At 64.2% G+C, this 21109-nt stretch carries 20 protein-coding genes; 7 read left to right on the forward strand and 13 right to left on the reverse strand.

Translation table 11 applies throughout. The annotated features are described in order from the left end of the window. Together I7X09_RS05720 and I7X09_RS05725 are read left to right on the forward strand one after the other, a co-directional pair. Positions 1–2337, forward strand: coding sequence for a glycerol-3-phosphate 1-O-acyltransferase (locus I7X09_RS05720; RefSeq protein WP_124568180.1), 2337 nt, complete (start codon positions 1–3; stop codon positions 2335–2337). Beyond that, complete coding sequence (locus I7X09_RS05725) at positions 2334–3767, forward strand: HAD-IB family hydrolase (RefSeq protein WP_003941905.1); 1434 nt, start codon at positions 2334–2336, stop codon at positions 3765–3767. The genes I7X09_RS05720 and I7X09_RS05725 overlap by 4 nt, the downstream gene beginning before the upstream one ends. Here I7X09_RS05725 and I7X09_RS05730 read toward each other — a convergent pair. From I7X09_RS05730 to I7X09_RS05740, 3 genes are read right to left on the reverse strand one after another with little or no spacing between them, the layout of a single operon-like run. Further along, the gene (locus I7X09_RS05730; RefSeq protein WP_095970386.1) at positions 3747–4631 is read right to left on the reverse strand and encodes a sugar phosphate isomerase/epimerase family protein; all 885 of its coding nucleotides are present in this window, start codon (positions 4629–4631) and stop codon (positions 3747–3749) included. The genes I7X09_RS05725 and I7X09_RS05730 overlap by 21 nt on opposite strands. Positions 4632–4638: 7 nt before the next feature. Then, positions 4639–5766: a hypothetical protein gene (locus I7X09_RS05735; protein WP_200315963.1), complete on the reverse strand. Its 1128-nt coding sequence runs from the start codon at positions 5764–5766 to the stop codon at positions 4639–4641. Then, positions 5766–6716, reverse strand: coding sequence for a Ppx/GppA phosphatase family protein (locus tag I7X09_RS05740; protein WP_003941975.1), 951 nt, complete (start codon positions 6714–6716; stop codon positions 5766–5768). The genes I7X09_RS05735 and I7X09_RS05740 overlap by 1 nt, the downstream gene beginning before the upstream one ends. Positions 6717–6782: 66 nt before the next feature. On the opposite strand from I7X09_RS05740, the gene I7X09_RS05745 reads away from it, so the two are divergent. Beyond that, the gene (locus I7X09_RS05745) at positions 6783–7568 is read left to right on the forward strand and encodes a hypothetical protein (protein WP_003941928.1); all 786 of its coding nucleotides are present in this window, start codon (positions 6783–6785) and stop codon (positions 7566–7568) included. A gap of 74 nt (positions 7569–7642) precedes the next feature. Here I7X09_RS05745 and I7X09_RS05750 read toward each other — a convergent pair whose 3' ends face one another. The 8 genes from I7X09_RS05750 to I7X09_RS05785 all read right to left on the reverse strand — a co-directional run bounded on the left by I7X09_RS05750 (position 7643) and on the right by I7X09_RS05785 (position 16134). Next, on the reverse strand, positions 7643–8332 hold the full coding sequence (locus tag I7X09_RS05750; RefSeq protein WP_003942020.1) for a response regulator transcription factor: 690 nt from the start codon (positions 8330–8332) through the stop codon (positions 7643–7645). After that, the gene (locus I7X09_RS05755; RefSeq protein ID WP_003941938.1) at positions 8329–9564 is read right to left on the reverse strand and encodes a sensor histidine kinase; all 1236 of its coding nucleotides are present in this window, start codon (positions 9562–9564) and stop codon (positions 8329–8331) included. Before I7X09_RS05755 ends, I7X09_RS05750 begins: the two co-directional genes overlap by 4 nt. A 162-nt stretch (positions 9565–9726) precedes the next feature. After that, positions 9727–10482: a phosphoglyceromutase gene (locus tag I7X09_RS05760; RefSeq protein WP_003941992.1), complete on the reverse strand. Its 756-nt coding sequence runs from the start codon at positions 10480–10482 to the stop codon at positions 9727–9729. Between the two features lie 46 nt (positions 10483–10528). Beyond that, on the reverse strand, positions 10529–12130 hold the full coding sequence (locus tag I7X09_RS05765) for an AMP-binding protein (RefSeq protein ID WP_200315965.1): 1602 nt from the start codon (positions 12128–12130) through the stop codon (positions 10529–10531). Between the two features lie 139 nt (positions 12131–12269). Further along, positions 12270–12767 (reverse strand): YbjN domain-containing protein, encoded by a 498-nt coding sequence (locus I7X09_RS05770; RefSeq protein WP_047268888.1) that lies wholly within the window; start codon positions 12765–12767, stop codon positions 12270–12272. Then, on the reverse strand, positions 12764–14092 hold the full coding sequence (gene mshA, locus I7X09_RS05775; RefSeq protein WP_095970485.1) for a D-inositol-3-phosphate glycosyltransferase: 1329 nt from the start codon (positions 14090–14092) through the stop codon (positions 12764–12766). The genes I7X09_RS05770 and mshA overlap by 4 nt, the downstream gene beginning before the upstream one ends. Positions 14093–14134: 42 nt before the next feature. Further along, positions 14135–14962: an alpha/beta fold hydrolase gene (locus I7X09_RS05780; protein ID WP_166811132.1), complete on the reverse strand. Its 828-nt coding sequence runs from the start codon at positions 14960–14962 to the stop codon at positions 14135–14137. Continuing rightward, positions 14908–16134 carry an MFS transporter gene (locus I7X09_RS05785; RefSeq protein ID WP_095970486.1) on the reverse strand — a complete coding sequence of 409 codons (1227 nt, stop codon included), beginning with the start codon at positions 16132–16134 and terminating at the stop codon, positions 14908–14910. The genes I7X09_RS05780 and I7X09_RS05785 overlap by 55 nt, the downstream gene beginning before the upstream one ends. Positions 16135–16245: 111 nt before the next feature. Between I7X09_RS05785 and I7X09_RS05790 the strand changes: the two genes are divergently transcribed. The 3 genes from I7X09_RS05790 (at position 16246) to I7X09_RS05800 (ending at position 18477) form a co-directional block, all read left to right on the forward strand. Further along, entirely contained in the window at positions 16246–17019 is a 774-nt protein-coding gene (locus tag I7X09_RS05790) for a PIG-L family deacetylase (RefSeq protein ID WP_019744397.1), read from the forward strand. A gap of 64 nt (positions 17020–17083) precedes the next feature. Further along, the gene (locus I7X09_RS05795; RefSeq protein WP_042452984.1) at positions 17084–17476 is read left to right on the forward strand and encodes a PaaI family thioesterase; all 393 of its coding nucleotides are present in this window, start codon (positions 17084–17086) and stop codon (positions 17474–17476) included. After that, positions 17473–18477 carry a tocopherol cyclase family protein gene (locus tag I7X09_RS05800; RefSeq protein ID WP_200315967.1) on the forward strand — a complete coding sequence of 335 codons (1005 nt, stop codon included), beginning with the start codon at positions 17473–17475 and terminating at the stop codon, positions 18475–18477. Before I7X09_RS05795 ends, I7X09_RS05800 begins: the two co-directional genes overlap by 4 nt. Here I7X09_RS05800 and I7X09_RS05805 read toward each other — a convergent pair. Further along, positions 18443–19312, reverse strand: a complete 870-nt coding sequence (locus I7X09_RS05805; protein ID WP_200315969.1) for a LysR family transcriptional regulator — start codon at positions 19310–19312, stop codon at positions 18443–18445. The two genes, I7X09_RS05800 and I7X09_RS05805, sit on opposite strands and share 35 nt — an antisense overlap. 70 nt (positions 19313–19382) lie before the next feature. Here I7X09_RS05805 and I7X09_RS05810 point away from each other — a divergent pair, with 70 nt between their 5' ends. Further along, positions 19383–19742, forward strand: a complete 360-nt coding sequence (locus I7X09_RS05810) for a YybH family protein (protein WP_166811125.1) — start codon at positions 19383–19385, stop codon at positions 19740–19742. A 15-nt stretch (positions 19743–19757) separates the two neighbouring features. Here the strand turns inward: I7X09_RS05810 and I7X09_RS05815 are convergent, their stop codons facing one another. Further along, positions 19758–21029 carry an ROK family transcriptional regulator gene (locus tag I7X09_RS05815; RefSeq protein ID WP_124568173.1) on the reverse strand — a complete coding sequence of 424 codons (1272 nt, stop codon included), beginning with the start codon at positions 21027–21029 and terminating at the stop codon, positions 19758–19760. Positions 21030–21109 lie beyond the last annotated feature (80 nt).

Consider the following 21109-nt stretch of genomic DNA (forward strand, 5'->3'; position numbering starts at 1 on the left):
ATGAGCGAAAACACGACCAACCCGCGCGTGTACCTCACCGAAACCATGACAGAGGCCGAAGCCGGAGTGCTGCGAAAGTGGCTCGCCGACAAGGCGACCGCATCCGAAACTCGGCCGGTCACCGTCAACATCACCGACAAGACTCTGGCCGAACTGGCGGCACGGACCGACGACCCGATGCTCGCGCCGCTTCGCGTGGTGTGGATTCCGGACACCCATACCAAGCACAACGTCGCGGTGCGACTGCGTGACGCACTGGCACCACGCGATCCTCTCCACCCCGGACGCGGCGCACAACGCAGAACTCTGCGCACCGACCCGTCACGGTGCCAGGTCATCGAAGGCGAGCCGGCGCCACTGAGCGATCTCGAGCGTCGTCTCGAAAAGAGCGGTGGCGGTTCGCTACCCGAGTTCATCCGACGGCAGGCCGCCCTGGCGCTCGAGCGTGCCGAATTGGGCCTTCTGGGTGGCCAGTACAAGGTGTCGCGGTTCGTCGTCGACGAGATCACCGACACCCGCCGGTTCGCCACCGAGGTCATGGCTCTGGCCGACCGCTTGAACATCGCCGTCGCCGAAGTCGACCGCCGCGCGCGTGAAGCTCTCGAAGAAATGGTTGCCACCCAGAGTCGCCAAGCCATCGCGGTGTGGGATCGTCTGGGGCGCTATTTCGCTCGCGCCTACAAGCTCGACGTGGACACGAGCCGGTTCGAGGAACTCCGTGAGCTGAACAAGGAACACTCACTGGTCTTCCTCCCCAGTCACCGTTCGTACCTCGATCCCCTCGTCCTGCGCCCGGCGTTGATCGCGAACGGCTTGCCGCTCAATCACGTCATGGGCGGCCTCAACATCAGCTTCTGGCCCATGGGCTCGATCCTCAAGCGCAGCGGCACCGTCTTCATTCGTCGAAGCATCGGCAACGACGAGGTCTACAAGTGGTCGATGCACGAGTACATGCGCTACCTGCTGACCAAGCGCTTCAATCTGGAGTGGTACATCGAAGGTGGGCGCGGGCGTACCGGGAAATTACGCCCGCCGCGCTTCGGTCTCCTGACCTACCTGACCAAGGCCTTTCAGGTCAGCGGCGCATCCGACGTGTATCTCGTCCCGGTCGCGCTGAGCTACGACCAGCTCTACGAGGTCGGGGCCATGGCTGCGGAGGCTCTCGGCGCCGAGAAGACACCGGAAGGCCTGCGCTGGATGGTGGGTTACGTACGCGCACAGGGAAAACGGAACGGTGTCGCACACGTGACCATCGGCCGGCCGCTCTCACTTGCGGACGCACTCAGCCAGGAAACCGATCAGCGCCTCGCCATTCAAAAGGCCGGCATCGAGGTGTGTCACCGCATCAACGAGGTCACACCGGTGACCGTGTCTTCGCTTGCGATGCTGGCGTTCCTCGGAATCGAAGACCGGGCGTTGACCGTTCGTGAGCTCACCGCGATCCTCACGCCGCTGTTCGGGTACATCACCGCGCGAAATCTTCCGATCGCCGGCGACGTCGAACTGTCCGATCCGCGCGTCATCGAGAAGGCGTTGCAGACACACGTCGATTCCGGTGTCCTCGAGCGCTTCGATCGCGGCGGCGAGCAGGTCTTCTACCTCGGCAAGGACCAGCACCTTGTCGCTGCCTTCTACCGCAACAACACAATTCACTTTCTCGTCGTGCGTGCCATCACCGAACTCGTACTCCAGGCAGCCGTCGAAGAACGGTTCGAGGATCCCATCGGGGACGGTTGGGCCGAGGCCAAGCGCATCCGCGATCTGTTGAAATTCGAGTTCTTCTTCAGCGATCGGGACACCTTCGAGCAGGAGATGCGGACCGAGCTGACCCTGATCGATCCCGAGTGGGAAACCGTCATGGCCGACGACAAACGAACCGAGCACATGATCGAGTCGGTGCGGCCGTACCTCGCGCACCGTGTGCTCCAACCGTTTCTCGAGGCGTACCAGGTTGTCGCCGATCAGCTTGTGCTTGCCCCGATTTCGACGTCGTTCGACGAGAAGTCCTTCGTCAGCAACTGCATCGACGTCGCACATCAGCGTCGCCTACGGCAGCAGATCGCCAGCAACGAATCGGTTTCCGGTGAATTGTTCGCCACTGCACTGAATTTGGCGCGCAACCGGAACTTGATCGAAGTCGACGACGACGGCGTCCGGGCCAGGCGCCTGGCATTCGCCGCGGAAATCAAGGTTCAGGTCGAGCGTCTGCGCCACCTCCGAGCACTCGCGCATGCACGGCTCGATCAGGTAGCCATGCCGGTGCCCGACGCCGCTGCAGTAGTCACCATTCCCGAAGCAAACAGAGCGCCCGCCGCGAACGAGGAAGTAGGACTGTGACCGGACTCGAGCGTCTGCACTCCGCCATCGAAGCCGCCCCTCCCGGACCCGGAACGATCGCCGCCTTCGACCTCGACGGCACCTTGATCAGTGGATATTCGGCCAGCGTCGTCTACCGAGACCGCCTGCGACGCTTGGATATCAGCGTCGGCGAATTGTTGCGCACCACCGGTGCCGCGATCGACACCCAGTTCCGTGGCGCTGATGTCGGAGCGTTGATGGACATCGGCGTGCGCGCCCTGGGCGGCCGTACCGTCGAGGAACTGAACGACTGGGGCCGACGGTTGTTCAAGCAGGAGATCGCCGCGATGATCTACCCGGAAGCCCGTGGGCTACTGGCGGCGCACCGGCGAGCAGGCCACACGATCGTGATGGCCACGTCGGCGACTCCGTTCCAAGCCAAGTACGTCGCCGAAGATCTCGATATCGAAGATGTGCTGTGCACCGAGCCCGAAGTCGTCGACGGCATGCTCACCGGCGAACTGTCCTCGCCCGCTCTGTGGGGGCCGGCCAAGGCCAATGCCCTTGCGGGCTATGCCGAGAAGATGGGCGCCGACTTGAAGAACGCGTTTGCGTACTCCAACGGTGTCGAAGACGTGTTCATGCTCGAGGCCGTCGGGCGACCTGTCGCGTTGAACCCCGATCGTGGTCTGGCCAAGATCGCGTTGCGCAATCACTGGCCTTCGGTCAGCCTGCGTAAACCGCAACGAGGCGCAACACCGATCTCGACGATCCGAACGGCGACGGCCATGGGCGCGCTTGCTGCCACCGCCGCCCTCGGTGCGTCGGCAGGCATCGTCACCGGCAACCGTCAACTGGGTGCGAACCTGGTGGGCACGTACGGCCCCGACATCTCACTCTCACTGCTCGGCATCGACGTCGAGATCGACGGCGAGCACAACGTGTGGGATCACCGCCCGGCGGTGTTCATGTTCAATCATCAAAGTTCCCTGGACATGTTGGTCCTCGGCACCGTCATCAAGCGTGACGTGACCGGCGTCGCGAAGAAGGAAGCGGCAAGCGATCCACGGTTCATGCCCGTCGGTGCACTGCTCGACGTCGCCTACATCGACCGCACCGACACCACAAAGGCGAAGGCTGCGCTGCAACCGGCAGTCGACAAGCTGAAGAATGGTGTCTCGATAGTCATCGCTCCGGAGGGCACCCGTTCTCCGACGCCACGCCTGGGCCCGTTCAAGAAGGGCGGCTTCCACTTGGCGATCCAGGCCGGTGTGCCGATCGTGCCCGTGGTGATTCACAACGCGGGCGAACGGATGTGGCGCAATTCGCTTGTCGCCCATCCGGGTCCGGTCTACGTCTCGGTGCTCGATCCCATCTCCACCGAAGGCTGGGAGACCAAAGACCTCGACGCACACGTCGAGAAGGTGCGCGCGCAGTTCGAAGCTGCGCTACTTGCCGGCCACCGCTGAGCGTGCCAGGTGCTCGCGTGCAAACGCGAGCGCCTGCGCCAGCATCGACGACCGCTCCCGACGGGTACGCGCATTTTGAGTGTTGATCTCGATGACAGCCTGGCCGCTGAAGTCGCTCGCAGCCAATTGCCGACACAACTCCGCGCACGGCTGTGAACCGTGTCCAGGAATCAGGTGCTCGTCCATCGACGCCCCGCGGCCGTCGGCCAGGTGCAGGTGCTCGAGTCCCTTGCCCATCCGGGAGGCCAACTCCAAAGCGTCCATGCCCGCCGTCGCGGTGTGCGACAGATCGAGTGTGTAGTGAGCGTGATCGGAATCGGTCGGGTCGTACGACGGGCTGAACGCGGACAACGCTGCCCCCGGACCGCCCCGTTTACGCAGACGCTCCGCGGACTTGTCCTTGCCACCGAAGAAGCTGTCGGCGCGCATGGGGAACATGTTCTCCACCGCCACCACGACGCTGCTCTTCGATTCGAGATCGACAACTTGTTCCGCGAAGCCTTCGGCGTACTTGCGCTGCCACCGGAACGGCGGGTGGACGACCACCGTCGTCGCGCCCAAGGTTTCGGCCGTGCGTACCGAACGCTCGAGCTTCTCGACCGGATCGGAACCCCACACGCGCTGCGAAATCAGCAGACACGGCGCATGCACGGCCTGCACCGGAATCGCGTACTTGCGAACGAGGGCAGCAACAGCACCGATGTCCTGACTGACGGATTCGGCCCACACCATCAGCTCGACACCGTCGTATCCGAGATCGGCGGCGTAGCGAAATGCTGCTTCCGTGTTCTCCGGATACACCGAGGCCGTCGACAAACCGACGGCTATCGGCCGACGAACCATGCGCTGCGATCCCCCGATCATCGTCCGATCAACCCGAGGTCAACAAGAACGCCAGTGGACCGAGCGTCACGATCATGCCGACAACCACCGCGATCACGAAACTCGTGATGTCGTCCGTCTTGCGTAGAACCCGCACGACGGCCACCAAGCCGACGATCACGATCAGCGCGAGCACCAACGCCACCCACGGCAGCATGTCCCACAGCTTCTCGAAGCCCTTGAACATCGCGCCGCCGACGATCAGTGCAACAACCACCTGACCGGCAAGCACTGCCCATTCACGGATCGAGCTACGCTCGCCGGCCTCTTCCGCTGCCGGTTGGGCTTCCACGTCGGTCTCGGACTCGGCGACGGCAGTGGACTTTATCGCACCGTCAGCGACCACCGGCGCCTTGACCAGATCGACCACGGCGGTCGATTCGGCCTCGCCGGCATCCGCGTCTGCGATCTTGTCGATCAGTTCGGTGCTCTCTTCCGGCGCGGCCGGAGCAGGAGCAGTCGGTGCAGGTGCCTTGGCGACGGGAGTGGGGACACGCGGCGGCAGGATCGGCGGACGCAACGACGGCGACTGGGTTGCGGCGCGCTCCTGACGCATCAGGTCGCCCGCCAGGGTCTGACCCGACAGCAGGGCTGGTTCCTGCGTTACCTGCGTCGGCGAGGAGGAGTTGAGCGGCGCTCGGCTCACCCACTGTCCGGGCGAGGACTTCGAGGTCTGTCCCGGCGACGGTGTGGAAGTCGGCTTCGGAGTGGTGACCGGCGGCGCGGCAACCGGCTTCGACTCGGCCTTGGGTGTCTGCGGCTCGTCGTCATCGTCGTCATCGTCATCGAACGAGACGGCGAAGGCTGCGGTGCGGTCGGCGGGAACCTTCGGTGCCGGTTCGGCTGACTTGGCGGTTTCCGCGACGGCTTCGGCCGCCGCTGAAGGTGCAGAGTTCTCCGGCGCAGCGGCTTCAGGCTGGGCTGCTGCTTCGTCCGACTCGGGCTCGGCGGCGGCGCGCGATCCCGACTGGCGAACGATCGGGATCTCACCCGTCAGTTCTGCGACGGAGATGCCACCGGCTACGCCGCGCCGACGTCGTCCACCTCGGGATTCGACGCTCTGACCGTTCCGCTTGAGCAGTTCCGCTACGGAAATCTGCTGACTGTCCTCGGTCATCAAGCACTCACCACCAATTCACCGCCCATTTCTGTGTCGAGCTTTCGCAGAATCAGACCCTCACGCAATGCCCAGGGACAAATTTCCAGTTCGTCCACTCCGAGCGCCCGCATGGTTGCCTCTGCGATGAGCGCGCCGGCCACAATCTGCTGTGACCGATCCGAGCTCACTCCTTCCAATTCTGCACGGTCCGCTGCCGTCATCCTGGATATGAAGGCTATGAGTTGCCTGAGTCCGCTGGAAGTCAGGGTCCGTTTCGCCCGGGGGCCTGCGGCAGAAGGGGCAGCGCCGGTGAGCCGAGCCAACGATCGGAAGGTCTTCGAGGTCCCGACCGTGCGGTCCCAGTCGCCGGCGGCGCGCAGTTCCTTGGCTGGTCCGACCAACTCCGCGTCCAGCCAGTCGCGCAAGACGGCGACTCGGCGCTTGCCCGGCGGATCGGCCTGGAGCCAGTCGCGCGTCAACCGTCCGGCGCCGAGTTGCAGTGAGAAGGCGACGTCCGGATCCTCGTCGCCACCTGCGGTGAGTTCGAGCGAGCCGCCGCCGATGTCCAGGTTCAGGATGCGTCCGGCGCTCCAGCCGTACCAGCGGCGCACTGCCAGAAAGGTCAGCCGTGCTTCGTCGACCCCGGAGAGAACCTCGAGATTGACTCCGGTCTCGGCGCGCACGCGGGCGAGCACGGCTTCGGAATTGTTGGCGTCACGGACGGCGGACGTGGCAAAAGCCATCATTTCCTCGCATCCGGACGTCTTGGCGATACCGGCGAATTCGGAGACCGTCGACACCAAGCGATCGGCTCCTGACGTGGTGATATCGCCGCGGTCGTCGGTGTTCTCTGCCAGCCTCAACGTGGACTTGGTCGAGCTCATGGGTGTTGGGTGGCCGCCCCGATGGGCGTCCACAACCAATAGATGGACGGTATTGCTTCCGACGTCGAGTACCCCTAGTCGCACATCGCCACGTTACTGGGTCTACGGTCGGCCCTTGTGACAGCAGGTAACCCAGACCGGTCCCACAAGATGACTCCGAGCCCCGAGGTCGATCTCGATTTCCCGCGCGAATGGGTCGAATTTGTCGATCCGGATAACTCCGAACACCTCATTTCCGCTGATATGACGTGGTTGCTCTCGCATTGGACCTGCGTGTTCGGCACGCCGGCGTGTCAGGGCATCATCGGCGACCGCCCGGACGACGGTTGCTGCTCGCACGGCGCTTTCCTCTCCGATCAGGAAGATCAGGACAAGCTCGACGCGTCAGTGAAAATGCTCACAGCCGAAGACTGGCAGTTCATGGAAAAGGGTCTCGGCAAGAAGGGCTACGTCGAGGAAGACGACCTCGAGGACGAGCCCGCGCTGCGCACCCGCCGCTACAAAGGTGCGTGCATCTTCCTCAACCGGCCCGGTTTTGCCGGCGGTGAGGGCTGCGCACTGCATTCCATGGCGCTCAAGAAGGGCATCGAGCCGCTCGAGGTGAAGCCGGACGTGTGCTGGCAGCTACCGATCCGCCGCACCCAGGACTGGGTCGACCGACCGGACGGCGTCCAGATCCTCAAGACCACGATCACCGAGTACGACCGCCGCGGTTGGGGCGAGGGCGGCGACGACCTCGCCTGGTACTGCTCCGGCTCCCCTGACGCTCATGTCGGGGAACGGCAGGTCTGGCAGTCCTACGGGCCGGAACTGACGGAGCTTCTCGGAAAGCGTGCGTACGACGAGCTGGCTCGCCTCTGCAGGCGTCGTGCCGGCCTCGGCCTCATAGCAGTCCATCCGGCGACCACGATCGCTCAGAACAAGGCTCAGGGCTGACTCCGCAAGAACAAATAAATTCAGCCGCTCACACGATCGTGTGAGCGGCTGAATTTCTTCTCGACGAACTTAGATCACGCTTCGAGCTTGTAACCCAATCCACGGACCGTGACCAGATGTTCCGGCTTGGCCGGATCCGATTCGATCTTCGAACGCAACCGCTTCACGTGTACGTCAAGGGTTTTGGTGTCACCGACGTAGTCGGCGCCCCAGACGCGGTCGATCAACTGTCCGCGGGTCAGCACCCGGCCGGAGTTGCGGAGCAAGTACTCGAGGAGGTCGAACTCCTTGAGCGGCAACGTCACCGGGTTTCCAGCGACCTGCACGACGTGGCGCTCGACGTCCATCCGTACCGGTCCGGCCTCGAGCACCCCGTTGTCGGAGGCGAGGTCCGCCTCGTTCTCCACCCCGCGGCGCAGCACCGCACGGATGCGGGCGATCAGCTCTCGCGCCGAATACGGTTTGGTCACATAGTCGTCCGCACCCAGTTCCAGGCCGACGACCTTGTCGATCTCGCTGTCACGCGCCGTCACCATGATGACGGGAACGCCCGAACGCGATCGCAACGCCTTGCAGACGTCCGTGCCGCTCATGCCGGGCAGCATGAGGTCGAGCAGGACGATGTCCGCTCCGGAGCGATCGAATTCCGCCAACGCCGACGGTCCGTCGTTGACGATGGTGGTCTCGAAGCCTTCCTTGCGGAGCAGGAACGCCAGCGGGTCCGCCAAGGACTCCTCGTCCTCCACGATCAGCACACTCGTCATCGTTTGGCCTCCATGCCGTTTTCTCTACTGCCTTGTTCTCGTCTGCCGATCCGCGTGGAACCGGCGGTTCCCGCGTCGTCAGAGTCGATGTCGTCGTCCGACTCCACGTGTGCCGGTATCTGCAACGTGAAGGTAGACCCTGTTCCCGGTTTGCTCCACAATTCGATGGAGCCGTTGTGATTGGCCGCGACGTGCTTGACGATTGCCAGCCCCAGACCCGTTCCGCCGGTCTGCCGTGACCGTGCCTTGTCCACGCGGAAGAATCTCTCGAACACTCGTTCCTGATCCGCTTTCGCGATGCCCTCTCCTCGGTCGGTGACCGCGATCGCGACATTGTCGCCGCGTACCGACCGACTGACTGACACCGGAGACCCCTTGGGCGAGTAAGCAATAGCGTTCTCGATGAGGTTGGACAGTGCCGTCACGAGAAGAGTCTGATCCCCGAGCACCTCCAACCCACTCGGATGGTCGGTGGTGACGGTGATCCCGGCGGCCTCGGCCGACAGATTCGACCTCGACAGTGCCTCGGACACCACGGTGTCGACGTCGACCACGTCGAGATCGGGCAGCTTCTCGGCACCTTGCAGGCGCGAGAGTGCGATCAACTCGGTGACCATCTTGCCCAGACGAATCGACTCGCCCAGCACTCGTTCGCCGAAGTGGCGCACGGATTCCGGATCGTCAGCGGACTCGAGCAGCGCCTCCGCGAGCAAACTCATCGCGCCGACCGGCGTCTTCAGTTCGTGGCTGACGTTCGCGACGAAATCGCGTCGCGTCGCCTCCATGCGGACCTGCTCGGAATCGTCGTCGGCGAACAGGACCACGAAGTTGCGATCGTCCTTGCTGAGCAACCGGGCCGTCCCACGTACCGCGATCTTGTCGCGGCCGCGCTGCGCGGTCTGCGCCGTCAGATCGACCTCGACGGGCTGACCTGTCCGCAGGACTTCCTGCGCCGCCCGCCACGCCCGCTCGTCGACCAGACGATTCTTGACGAGGCCGAGTTCTTCGGCGCGAGGGTTGAAGAGCACGACGTCGTGGAAACCGTCGACGACGGCGATGCCGCTTTCCGACGCCAACACGATCAGGTCCAGAACCTGGGACATCGTGAGCCCGGTCTGTTCGTCGGAGCGCTGACTCTGGCGCGACGACAGCCTGGGGACCAGCACCCCGCCTACGAGGTAGCCGACCAAGCCGGCGACCACGACCAGCAGCACTGCAATCACGACACTCACGGCGCAATCGTACGTTCGCGCGAAGTGTCGGTTACGGCGGGTTCGGACGTTCCCGCCCGCGTAATCCGCCAGGTGGACGGCGTTGGTTCGTCGTTCATCTGTTGTTGGCCGAGGCCCCCCGAAAACACTGTTCGGGGGGCCTCGACGCACATCATCGGTTTGCTACTTTCCGCCCTGATTCGCCACCGCGGCGGCGCCGGCAGCTGCGGCCTCCGGATCCAGGTAGGTGCCGCCGGGATTGAGCGGCTTCAGGTTCTCGTCGAGGTCGTAACGCAGCGGGATTCCGGTCGGGATGTTCAGCCCCGCGATGTCCTCGTCCGAGATGCCGTCGAGGTGCTTGACCAAGGCACGCAGCGAGTTGCCGTGCGCCGTGACCAGTACGTTCCGGCCGGCGAGCAGCTCCTGCGAGATGGTGTCCTCCCAGTACGGGATCAGGCGCTTGACGACGTCGAGCAGGCACTCGGTCAAGGGAACCTCGTCGAGGTTCGCGTACCGGGGATCGGTGTCCTGGCTGTACTCGCTGCCGGCTTCGATGGCGGGCGGCGGGGTGTCGTAGCTACGACGCCAGAGCATGAACTGCTCGTTTCCGTACTCTTCCTTGGTCTGAGCCTTGTTCTTGCCCTGCAGAGCGCCGTAGTGGCGCTCGTTGAGACGCCAGTCGCGGACCACCGGGATCCAGTGGCGATCGGCGGCGTCGAGTGCGAGGTTGGCCGTGCTGATCGCGCGGCGGAGCAGAGATGTGTAGAGAACGTCAGGCAAGAGGTTGTGCTCGGCGAGCAGTTCGCCGGCGCGCTTGCCTTCGGCCATGCCCTTGTCTGTCAGGTGGACGTCCACCCAGCCGGTGAACAGATTGAGTGCATTCCATTCGCTCTCGCCGTGGCGGAGCAGGACCAGGGTTCCGATACTCATGGCGTTCATCCTGGCACGAGTACCGGAACCCTTCTTGATCAACCCTGTCTGGAAATCAGCTCGGAGCTACTTCCGCTGTTCGCAGATCCTTGCGGAGGATCTTTCCGGCCGCGGATTTCGGCACGGTGCTGATGAACGAAACCTGGCGAACCTTCTTGTGCGGTGAGACGCGCTCGGCGACGAACGCGATCACGTCGTCTTCGGTCAATTCGGCGCCGTCCTGGAGCACGACGAATGCCTTCGGAACCTCTTCGCCTTCGGCGTCGAGCACACCGATCACTGCAGCGTCGGCGATCTGCGGGTGTGTCAGAAGCAAAGCCTCGAGTTCCGCCGGGGGAACCTGGTAGCCCTTGTACTTGATCAATTCCTTGAGGCGGTCGACGATCTTGACGACGCCGTCGCCGTCGACGGTCGCGATGTCACCGGTGTGCAGGTAACCGTCGTCGTCGAGGGTGTCCTTGGTGGCCTGGTCGTTGCCGAGGTAACCGAGCATGATGTTCGGTCCCTTGCACCACAGTTCCCCGGGCTCGCTGACGCCGTCCGAGCCGAGTTCGGGGTACGCGACCTCTTCGCCCGTTCCCGGGTCGACGAGCTTGCATTCCATGTTGGCGATGGTCGGACCGCAGGTGTCGAGTGCGATGTCGTCACGATCGAACGGGATCGCATGCGAGACGGGGCTCATCTCGGACATGCCGTAGCCCTGGCGCACATGGCAGTTCAAACGGTCCGCGACGGCCTTGCCGAGCGCCGCGTCGAGGGGGGCCGCGCCAGAGAAGATGGTGTGCACGCTCGACAGGTCGTACTGATCGACGAGCGGGTGCTTGGCCAGCGCGACGGCAACGGGCGGTGCGACGAAGATGTACGTCGACTTCTGCTCGGCGACGATCCGTAGGAACTCGACGAGATCGAACTTCGGCATCGTGATGAGGCTCGCGCGGCGGTAGAGCGCAGCGTTGAGCAGCACCGTCATGCCGTAGATGTGGAAGAACGGCAGGACCGCGAGGATCTTGTCGTCGGTCTCGATCCCCATCCGCGGAATGATCTGGCAGACGTTGGCCACGAGATTGCGATGGGTGAGCATGACGCCCTTGGGCCGGCCGGTGGTGCCCGACGAGTACGGCAGCACCGCGAGCTGGGTGGCCGGATCGAAGGAAACCTCCGGCGCCGCTGCGCCCTCACCGAGCAGATCTCGCAGCGACAGATGGCCTTCGGCGCCGTCGAGCACGAACACGTTCTCGGTCGGGATACCGACCAGCTCGGCGGCGGCCTTGGCCTGCGGCAGCAGCGGCGAGACGGTGAAGAGGAACTTGGCCTTGGAATCGGTGAGCTGCTTGGCGATGTCCTCGGCGGTGTAGAGCGCGTTGATCGTGGTCGCGACGCCACCGGCACGCAGGATGCCGTGGAAGACGGAACCGAAGGCCGGGACGTTGGGCGAATGGAGCCCGACGACGTCGCCGACGGCGAGTCCACGCGCTGCGAGAGCGCCTGCAACGCCGTTGATCTGTGCGATCAGCGAAGCGTATGTGGTTACGGCGCCCGAACTGCCCTCGACGAATGCCGTCTTGTCGAGGTCTGCGGGGTCGGTGTTTCCGAACAGGAAGTCGTAGACGCTGAGGTTGGGGATTTCAACGTCGGGGAACGGACTCTTGAAGCTCACTGTGCTCCTCGAAAAGTTGCGCGGCGGGGTGGTGTGACCAACTTACTGTGACTCACGGGAACAGTATTATTCCGTGACGACAGTCACAAGTAAAGGCCACTTTACGTGACACATCCGCGATGTGTCTCACCCCGCTCGATCAGCTTTGCGCGGGCTCTTCCTCGATGAGGTGCTTGAACGGCTCGAGATTCGCCAGCGACTCACCACGCGACACCCGCCACGCCCACTCACGCTTGATCGACGAGGAGAAACCGAGTTCGAGGATCACGTTGAAATCGCCGTCGGCGGCCTCGAGAACCTGACCGAGCACTCGGTCCAGTTCGTCGCCGGTCACGGCATGCTCGGCGATCTTGCCGACCAGGTAGATGTCCCCGACCTTGTCGAGTGTGTAGGCCACTCCGTACAGACGACGGTTGCGCTTGAGCAGGAACTTGTAAACGCCTTCGAAGTTCTCGTCCACCTTGCGGCACACGAAGGCCTCGACCCGCACGCCGTGATTACCGACGGTGAGCAGCGTCGACGTCTTGAGTTTGTGTTCGCCGGGAAGTTCGACGATGAAATGCGCGTCGTCTTTTCTGGTGAAGTCGAGTTCACGCTCCGTGAGAGCCTGCTCGATGGTGTCCGAAATGCTGCTCATGTACGCACCCCTCCGGTCCGGCGCAGACGCCACAGACCCCGCGCACGGCGGGGCGAGAAGTCGCTGGGACCGGTTCCGTTGTTGTAGTTGACTGCGGCTTTGCGATAGCTCTCGAGCAAACCGTCCGCGGTGTGTTCCCACGAGAAATTCTCGGCGTGACGCGGTGCCTGCGCGGCGAGTTCGGCCAAGCGTTTCGGCGCTGTCACCAAGGATTCGAGAGCGCCGGCCCAGTCTTCGGTGCGGTGCCCTTGAACCAGCAGACCGGTCTCACCGTTGCGTACGGCCACTCCCAGTCCGCCGACATCCGCGGCGATCACCGGGGTTCCGCAGGCCTGAGCTTCGATGGCTACCAGTCCGAAGGACTCCGAATAGCTCGGCACCGCAACCAGATCCGATGCGCGGTAGACATCGGCGAGACGCTGCGGCGCCTGCGGCGGCAAGAACGTCACCTGCGCTGTGATGCCCAGTGAGCGTGCCAGTTCGATCAACACGTCCGGCCGCGCGAGACCGGTTCCGGACGGCCCGCCGACAACGAGGATGCGCAGCGGCAACCCCGGGCGACGGCTGATCACCTCGGCTGCTGCGCGCAGCAGAACGTCCGGCGCTTTGAGCGGTTGGATGCGGCCGACGAAGGTCACGACGATCTCGCCCGGGTTCAACCCCAACGACGCGCGGGCGGAATCGCGATCGCCCGGTCGGTAGCGGGTGAGATCGGCGCCCGGAGCCACGACGTCGATACGCGTGGGATCTGCGCCGTACAACTCGTGCAGCGCTTTGGCTTCGTCGGTGGTGTTGGCGACCAGGCGATCGGACTCGGCGACTACTTGTTGCTCACCGATCTGACGCGCTGCGGGCTCGGGGGTGTCCCCCTCGGCCAGCGACAGATTCTTCACCGCCGCGAGGGTGTGGGCGGTATGTACGAGGGGCACGCCCCAGCGGTCGCGGGCCAGCCATCCGACCTGCCCGGACAACCAGTAGTGCGAATGAATCAGGCTGTAGTACCCGGGCTCGTGACGCGCTTCCTCCCGCAGAACTCCCGCGACGAAGGCACACAGTTGAGTCGGCAGATCTGCCTTGTCCAGTCCTTCGAAGGGACCGGCCGCGATGTTCCGAACCCGCACTCCGGGAGCGGCGTCCACCACGGGTGCGTCGGCCGAGGACGTCGCGCGGGTGAATATCTCCACCTCTACGCCACGTTTGGCGAGCTGAATGGCGGATTGCAGAACGTAGACGTTCATCCCACCCGCGTCACCGGTGCCGGGTTGCGCCAATGGCGAGGTGTGGACCGAGAGAACGGCCACCCGGCGAGGGCGCGAAATGTGCATGGGCGTCACCACTCCATACTGCCCCCTCACCGGGCGCGAACTCTAACCGAGGCTCGAGATGAAGGCTCGCACTTCGGACACGAATCGTGTCGGATCCTCCACGAACGGTCCGTGATTGCAGCCTTCCCAGTACGACGCCTGGGACTTGGGAATCAGTTCCTCGGCGTGCTTACCTGCGCTCACGTCGACGACGGAGTCCTCGGTTCCGTGCAGAACGAGGACCGGGATGTCGAGGCTGCGGAGCAACTCGTCGTGACCGACGGCACGGTTGAACAGTGCTGCGCGCACCCGCGGACGCGTCGAGAGGCTGTACCCGAACAAGGCCTGCGACGCTGCGCCCTTGCCCTCGGGTGGGCCGGTGAGCGCGTTGCCGAAGGCACCGAGAGCCCGGATCGCCTCGCGGGGATCTTCGGACATCGCGCCGGGAACCGCACTCCGCATCGCCGAGCCGACCTTGCCGCCCTTCTCACCGCGACCGATGCTGGTGATCGCACCGACCAGAACCGCACCCGCCACCGCACCGGTTCCGTGTGCTGCCAGGTAATCGCAGATCACCAGTCCGCCGTACGACCAGCCGAGCAGGATCGCGTTCTCGGTGACGTCTTCTGCCGCGAGAACGGCCGCGACGTCGCCGGCCCAGTTCGCGGAGTCGTCGTATCCGGATTCAGGCGCATCGGAGTAACCGTGGCCGCGCAGATCGACGGCGATCAGGCGGTAGTCCGCGGCGAGGTCCGCGAGGACCTGCTCACCCCAGCACTGCGACGACTGAGCCCAGCCGTGCAGCAGCACCAGCGGGGTCCCAGCCGAATTTCCGGTTACTCGATAGACGATGGACGTGCCGTCGACGCTGACGGCTTCACGAATAGACATGCCGTCACGATAGAGGCTGCGACTGCGGCGCCGACGGCGAGCATGTAGGCCGACGGGACGCCGTAACGATCGATCAGCTGTCCGGCCAGCGCAGACCCGAGCGCCACGCCGACGCCGAGGCCGGTGACCGTCAGGGTCATTCCCTCCGTGAGCTTTTCCGGGGGGACGATCTGCTCGACCAAGGCCGTCGCGATGATGAGGGTCGGAGCAATGGTCGCGCCCGCGAGCACATATGCACCCGCCAGTGCGGCCACGTTGCCGACGAGGAGAAGGGGGACGCTGAGAACGGCGACCGCCGAGGACGCGATCATCAGCTGACCGCGCAGCGATCTCGCCGGGTGCATCGACCCGAAGATCAGTCCCGCGATTCCCGAACCGCCGGCGAACAGCGCAAGGACCAGCGTCGCGGATCCCGGCGAATTCTGTTCCTCGGTGAACGCGATGGCACCGACGTCGATGACGCCGAAGATCGTTCCGAGCATCACCATGATCACGATGACGATCCACATCACGTGGTTACCGAGAACCGATCGTCCGCGGCCGGGTCGACGCGGATGCACCTTAGGTTCGGTTCCACGTTGAATGACCAACAGCAGGGTCCCGGTCACCAGCAGAATCAGTCCCGCCAGCGGTCCCGCTTCGGGAAAGAGTCCGATGCTCAGGCCCACCGAGATGACCGGACCCGCCACGAAACAGAGTTCGTCCACCACCGATTCGAAGGCGAAGGCGGTGCGCAGCTGAGGTTTTCCGACGTAGATCGCGACCCACCTGGCGCGGATCATCGCCCCGATCGTCGGGGTGGCGCCACCGGGGACGACCAGAACGAAAAGCAGCCAGTCAGGAGCTTCCATCCGTACGGCGAGCAAGAGCGCCCCGATCGCGGTGACGCTCACGGCTGCGGCAATCGGCAGGACCGCTCGCTGCCCGAAGCGGTCGACCGCACGCGAGACGGCGGGCGCGATGATCGCCGACGACAGCGCGAAAACCGCGGCGAGCGCGCCGGCGAGCGCGTAGTCACCACGAAGTTGCGAGATCATCGTCACGATTCCGATGCCGATCATGGCTATCGGCAGCCTTGCAACAAATCCGGCGGCCGAGAAGGCGACCGATCCGGGGGCGGCAAAGATCTCGCGGTAGGCGCTCAACAGGCCTTTGTTGGTGGATTCGCTCATGTCAGCTTCTCGTGCACTGAACAAGGTTCACAGAGCCGAGGCCGACTCGACAAATCGTTTTCACTGTGCGCTCGGGTTGACCTGTCGGTAACTTGCCTTACGATTGCGCGAATGAGTGTCCTGGTGTGTTTCCACGCCCATCCCGATGACGAAGTTTTCACTACGGGTGGCGTGATGAGAATGGCCGCCGACGCAGGTCACCGCGTCGTAGTCGTCACCGCTACCGACGGTGCTCTCGGTGAATTCCCCGACGGCCTGTTGGACGAATACGAGACATTGGCTCAGCGCCGCAGCCGTGAACTCGAGGCGTCCACCGACGCGTTGGGCGCCAATCGCGTCGTGTCCCTGCACTACCCGGATTCGGGGATGGTGGGTACGCCCGAGAACGAGAATCCGGAAGCGTTCTGCAACGTCGACGTCGAGAAGGCCGCCGAGCGTCTGGCCGAGGTACTTCGTGAAGAGAACGCCGATGTCCTGACCATCTACGACCCCAACGGCGGATACGGGCACCCGGATCACATCCAGGTCCACCACGTCGGCGTCCGGGCGGCAGAACTCGCAGGCACGCCGTTCGTCTACGAGGCGTCCACCAACCGCGATCACATGAAGATGCTGATGCAGGCCAACCCCGAGTGGACCGAGGAGGCGCAGCCGCCGGACATCGAATCGTTCGGGCTTCCGGCAGATCAACTCACCACCGCCGTCGACGTCAGTTCGGTGATCTCGTCCAAGCGCGCGGCCATGTACGCGCACGCAACGCAGGTCGGCGATTTCGGCCCGTTCCTCGAAATGCCGACGGAGCAGCTCGCCGCGGCATTCGGCACCGAGTGGTTCCGTCGCCGCAACGCGCCCGAGGGACTGTCCGAAACCGCCCTCCCCCTCTGAGCCACCGCCCTCGATAAACCGAAGTCCCGACGGAGGTTTCGGCGGCTCGTTACCATCGGTAGGCATGGACCTCGAACAACTTGTCGCGAGCATGCCTTTTGCAGTTCACACCGGAATTCAGTTGGACAGCGCGGCCCCCGAACAGGTTGTCGGCCATCTGGATTGGGACAGCCACCGCACCACCGCCGGCAACGGAATGCACGGCGGCGCCTTGATGACGCTGGCAGACAGCGTCGGCGCCGTCTGTGCGTTCCTCAATCTTCCGCCCGGTGCAAGCACTTCCACCACCAGTTCATCGACCGTGTTCACACGCGGGGTCCGCAAGGGCACGGTCACCGCAACCGCCCGGCCACTGCATGCGGGGCGCAGCACCATCGCGGTCGTGACCGAGATTCGCGACGACGAAGGCCGCCTCGTCGCTCAGGTCACCGCATCACAGGCAGTACTGGGACCGTGAAACTTCCCGCGTACCGCGCTTCAGGCGCCACCCTGCCGTACGGCAATCTGCTTGCCTCCCATGACGTTGCAATGGAGGGTTACTTCTGGCGATTCACGATGCCAGGCAGCGGACGGGTAGTGATCGCGCTCGCCGGTATCAACAAGTCCGACAGTGGCAACTGGTCGACCCTCGCTCTCGCGGCCCATCCGGGCGGATTTCTCCGTACCGCCGAACATCCGCGTGGATCGGCGGATCCCCGCACACTGGGGGCCTACGCCGACAACGTTTTCCGCGGTAACGCCGATCGACTGCAGGTCGATTTCGGCGACAGCCACCTCGACGTGCGGATCAGCAATCAGCGATTCTGGCCGCACCGCCGCTTCGGCGGATCGAGCTACTTCCAATCAGTTCCCGCGCTCAATCAGTACTGGCATCCGTGGCTGCTCGGCGGCCGGGTCGAGGGAAGCGCCGTCATCGACGGACAGAGCTGGGATCTCACCGGAGCGCAGGTGTACGGCGAGAAGAACTGGGGAAAGGGAGGATTCCCGGATTACTGGTGGTGGGGACAGGCACAGGGGTTCACCGATCCACGAGCCTGCGTGGCGTTTGCCGGCGGACAGGTCAGCGCCGGACCTCTGCGCACCGAAGTCACCGGCGTGGTGGTCGCCCTGCCCGACGGCACGGTATTGCGGCTGGGCAATCCACTGACGTCACAGGTGGAGACAACCGTGTCCGACGATCGCTGGACGCTTCGGGGTTACAGCAGGAAGTGGAGCGTCGACATCGACGGGACCGCGCCCATCGCCGACGCACACATACTTCCTGTTCCGATACCCGCCGAGCGCCGAAACGTGCCCGGAGCGCTCGAGCATCTCGGTGGAACCATGTCGGTCATCGTCCGACGACGCGGAACCATCGTCTGGAAGGACAGGTCCCGATTGGCCGCTCTCGAGCACGGCGGATTGGATCGGGCGCAGGCCGAACTCACTCGGCGGAAACAGCTCTCGCAAGATCGATGAGAGCTGAGGCCGCCGGATTCTTCCCGCCGGAAGCACGCCAGACCAATTCCAGCCGAGACCGCGCTTCCGGTTCGAGATCGATCCGATGCAACTCCCCCACTGCCGACTCGGGAATCACGGCCATTCCCAACCCCTGAGCGGCCAAGGACACGATGATGCCGAGGTTGCTTGCCTCGAGTGCCACCGTCGGCTTCGTGCCGGCCGCGGCACACGCGAAGTCCAGACACGTTCTGATTCCGGTTCCCTCCGGCAGGCAGATGACAGATCGCGTGGCGAGCTCGGCAAACGGCAGAGCCGACACCTCGGCCAGCGGATGATCCGCTGCCACTCCGGCTACCAGTCGCTCGTCGGTGATCACCCTCGACTCGAGCCCTTCCGGCAGTTCGCCCGCCACCCCGATGACGGCTATGTCGAAGGTTCCGTCCAACACTCCGGCAAGCAAGCTGCGCGAGTCGTCCTCGGACAGGGAGATGTCCAGACCGGGGTGTTTGTTGTGCAACCGACTGAGCAGGTCGGTCAGGTCGGCAGACGCGCATGCAGTGACCATCCCCACCGCTACCGAGCCCCGCACCAGTCCGTTCAGGGCGTCGACGACATCTCGGGTGCTCTGAACGGACGCAAGCACAGCGTGGGCATGTGGGAGGACAGCTCGCCCGGCCTCGGTCAGACGAACGGTTCGACCACTCCGATCGAGCAATTCCTGACCCAGCTCACGTTCCAGCCTTTTGACCTGCGCACTCACACCCGGCTGCGCTACGTGAAGCCGCTCGGCGGCGCGAGTGAAGTTGGCTTCCTCCACTACCGTGACGAAGTATTCGAGCTGCCGAAGTTCCATAACTGATAATTCTAGCTTTGAGACAAACTAGATCTTGGACTTATCGCCGGCGGACTCGCAAGATGGAGACATGACAACAACACATGAAGCTCAGAAGGCCGAAACCCCGGAAGACATCGCCCGATTGTTCGTCCAGTTCGCGAACGCCGGAGATGCAGACGCCGTCGCCGGACTCTACGAGGAAAACGCCGTGATGGCGTTTCCACCCGGGTCACTCACTGTGGGAAGGACGGCCATCCGAGACGTCATTTCTCAGATGCTGGCCGCAGCACCGACATTCACCGTCGAGGAAGCGCTACCCACGGTAATCAGCGGCGACCTGGCCATGACCTCGACCAAACCTTCCGACGGGACCGGCGGACGCACTCAGGTGGCACGCCGCCAGCCCGACGGTTCGTGGTTGCGGGTGCTCGATCGTCCGGAACTCTGACTGCCCTCTTCGCAGTCAGATGGCCGAAGCACGCCGCATGGCCGCCGCAGGATCGGCGAACAAGGAACTCAGCGACACGACGGTGGACGCGTATTCCTGAACCCGATTGCCGAACCCGGTAATCCGAATGTCCTTACGCTCCAACGAGGATGCCGTCGAGAAGGCCTCGGCGACGTGCGGCACGCCGGCCGGGTAGTCGGTGAAGGCCTGGCCGCCGAGGATCACCCGATCCGGATTGAACAGGTCACGCAACATCGCCACCGTTCGTCCGAGGACGCGTGCTCGATCAACCAGAAGGTCGTGTGCCGGAATGGAACCCGCCGACGCAGCACGGTAGACATCCGCGATCGTCACACGCTCACTGCCCTGGATCACTGCACCCGAAGACAGTGCCTGCGCGACAACAGCGCGGTCGCTGATCGTCGCTTCCAAGCAACCCACCGCACCGCAGGTGCACCGTGCCGACGAACCGGTGGGGAGGTGTGCGATCGAGCCTGGCCCACTGGACGGCGTGTGCACTCGCCCTTCGAAAGTGATTGCGATACCGGCAGTCTCGCGGGCATAGAAGTAGAGCCCGGTGGTTCCCGGCGTCGGGGCCTCGGCGCGGTCGGTGCTGAGCAGAAGTTCCGACGCCGCCATCGCCTCGACGTGGGCGGCAACCGAAACGGGAAGGTCCAAGCCGGCTCCGATGATGGATCCGACTTTGGCGCCCTTCCACCCCAGGCGCGCGTGGTCGACTACTCCGGTAGCCGAATCGACGCGACCGCCGATGGCCACCCCGACCGCGAGCGGACGACGCTTGTGCCACCGCGAGGCGAACGATTTGGCCGAGCGCGCAATGGTGGCAAGCGCGACAGCGGAATTGGTGGCGGGCGTCGGGATCTCGACGGCACCGAGCACCTTGCCCCGAATGTCGCTGGCGATGATGCTGGTGACGACGGCACCGATGTGGATGCCGACGGTCAGGTACGGCTCGTGATTGACCTCGAACGGAACTCGCGGACGCCCAATGGCGCCGGAAGCTGTCAGGTCTGCGCGTTCGCGCAGGATCCCGAGGTCCAGCAGGCTCGTGACCTGCCGGTTCACGGTCGCAATACTCAGCCCGGACGCTTTGGCCGCGGTATCGCGAGAGAGCGGTCCGCGGGATCGAGCAATGCGCAACACCGTCGCGGACGGACCGTCGGCAATGCGCAGCTCCGGCGCAACTATCTGGGTTCGGGTCCGGGTTCCCGAGAGCGCGGTTCGCGATCGGATGTTCGGAATGGCGGAGATTGTGGGTGTCGACATGGCTGTCCCTTGCAGAAGGAGGAGAAGGCGCACATCTCTGTCGACCGAGAACTCAGCGTTTCCACTGGTCATACGAAGGA

It is taken from the genome of Rhodococcus sp. P-2, from assembly GCF_016598535.1.
In the GTDB taxonomy this organism is placed as follows: Bacteria; Actinomycetota; Actinomycetes; order Mycobacteriales; family Mycobacteriaceae; genus Rhodococcus_F; species Rhodococcus_F baikonurensis.

Coding starts and splice junctions, on each gene's coding strand:
- I7X09_RS05745 (WP_003941928.1), top strand. CDS start 6,783: ATGACTCCGAGCCCCGAGGTCGATCTCGATTTCCCGCGCGAATGGGTC.
- I7X09_RS05730 (WP_095970386.1), bottom strand. CDS start 4,631: ATGATCGGGGGATCGCAGCGCATGGTTCGTCGGCCGATAGCCGTCGGT.
- I7X09_RS05810 (WP_166811125.1), top strand. CDS start 19,383: ATGACAACAACACATGAAGCTCAGAAGGCCGAAACCCCGGAAGACATC.
- I7X09_RS05795 (WP_042452984.1), top strand. CDS start 17,084: ATGGACCTCGAACAACTTGTCGCGAGCATGCCTTTTGCAGTTCACACC.
- I7X09_RS05735 (WP_200315963.1), bottom strand. CDS start 5,766: ATGACCGAGGACAGTCAGCAGATTTCCGTAGCGGAACTGCTCAAGCGG.
- mshA (WP_095970485.1), bottom strand. CDS start 14,092: ATGCACATTTCGCGCCCTCGCCGGGTGGCCGTTCTCTCGGTCCACACC.
- I7X09_RS05805 (WP_200315969.1), bottom strand. CDS start 19,312: ATGGAACTTCGGCAGCTCGAATACTTCGTCACGGTAGTGGAGGAAGCC.
- I7X09_RS05750 (WP_003942020.1), bottom strand. CDS start 8,332: ATGACGAGTGTGCTGATCGTGGAGGACGAGGAGTCCTTGGCGGACCCG.
- I7X09_RS05815 (WP_124568173.1), bottom strand. CDS start 21,029: ATGTCGACACCCACAATCTCCGCCATTCCGAACATCCGATCGCGAACC.
- I7X09_RS05790 (WP_019744397.1), top strand. CDS start 16,246: ATGAGTGTCCTGGTGTGTTTCCACGCCCATCCCGATGACGAAGTTTTC.
- I7X09_RS05760 (WP_003941992.1), bottom strand. CDS start 10,482: ATGAACGCCATGAGTATCGGAACCCTGGTCCTGCTCCGCCACGGCGAG.
- I7X09_RS05770 (WP_047268888.1), bottom strand. CDS start 12,767: ATGAGCAGCATTTCGGACACCATCGAGCAGGCTCTCACGGAGCGTGAA.
- I7X09_RS05785 (WP_095970486.1), bottom strand. CDS start 16,134: ATGAGCGAATCCACCAACAAAGGCCTGTTGAGCGCCTACCGCGAGATC.
- I7X09_RS05780 (WP_166811132.1), bottom strand. CDS start 14,962: ATGTCTATTCGTGAAGCCGTCAGCGTCGACGGCACGTCCATCGTCTAT.
- I7X09_RS05720 (WP_124568180.1), top strand. CDS start 1: ATGAGCGAAAACACGACCAACCCGCGCGTGTACCTCACCGAAACCATG.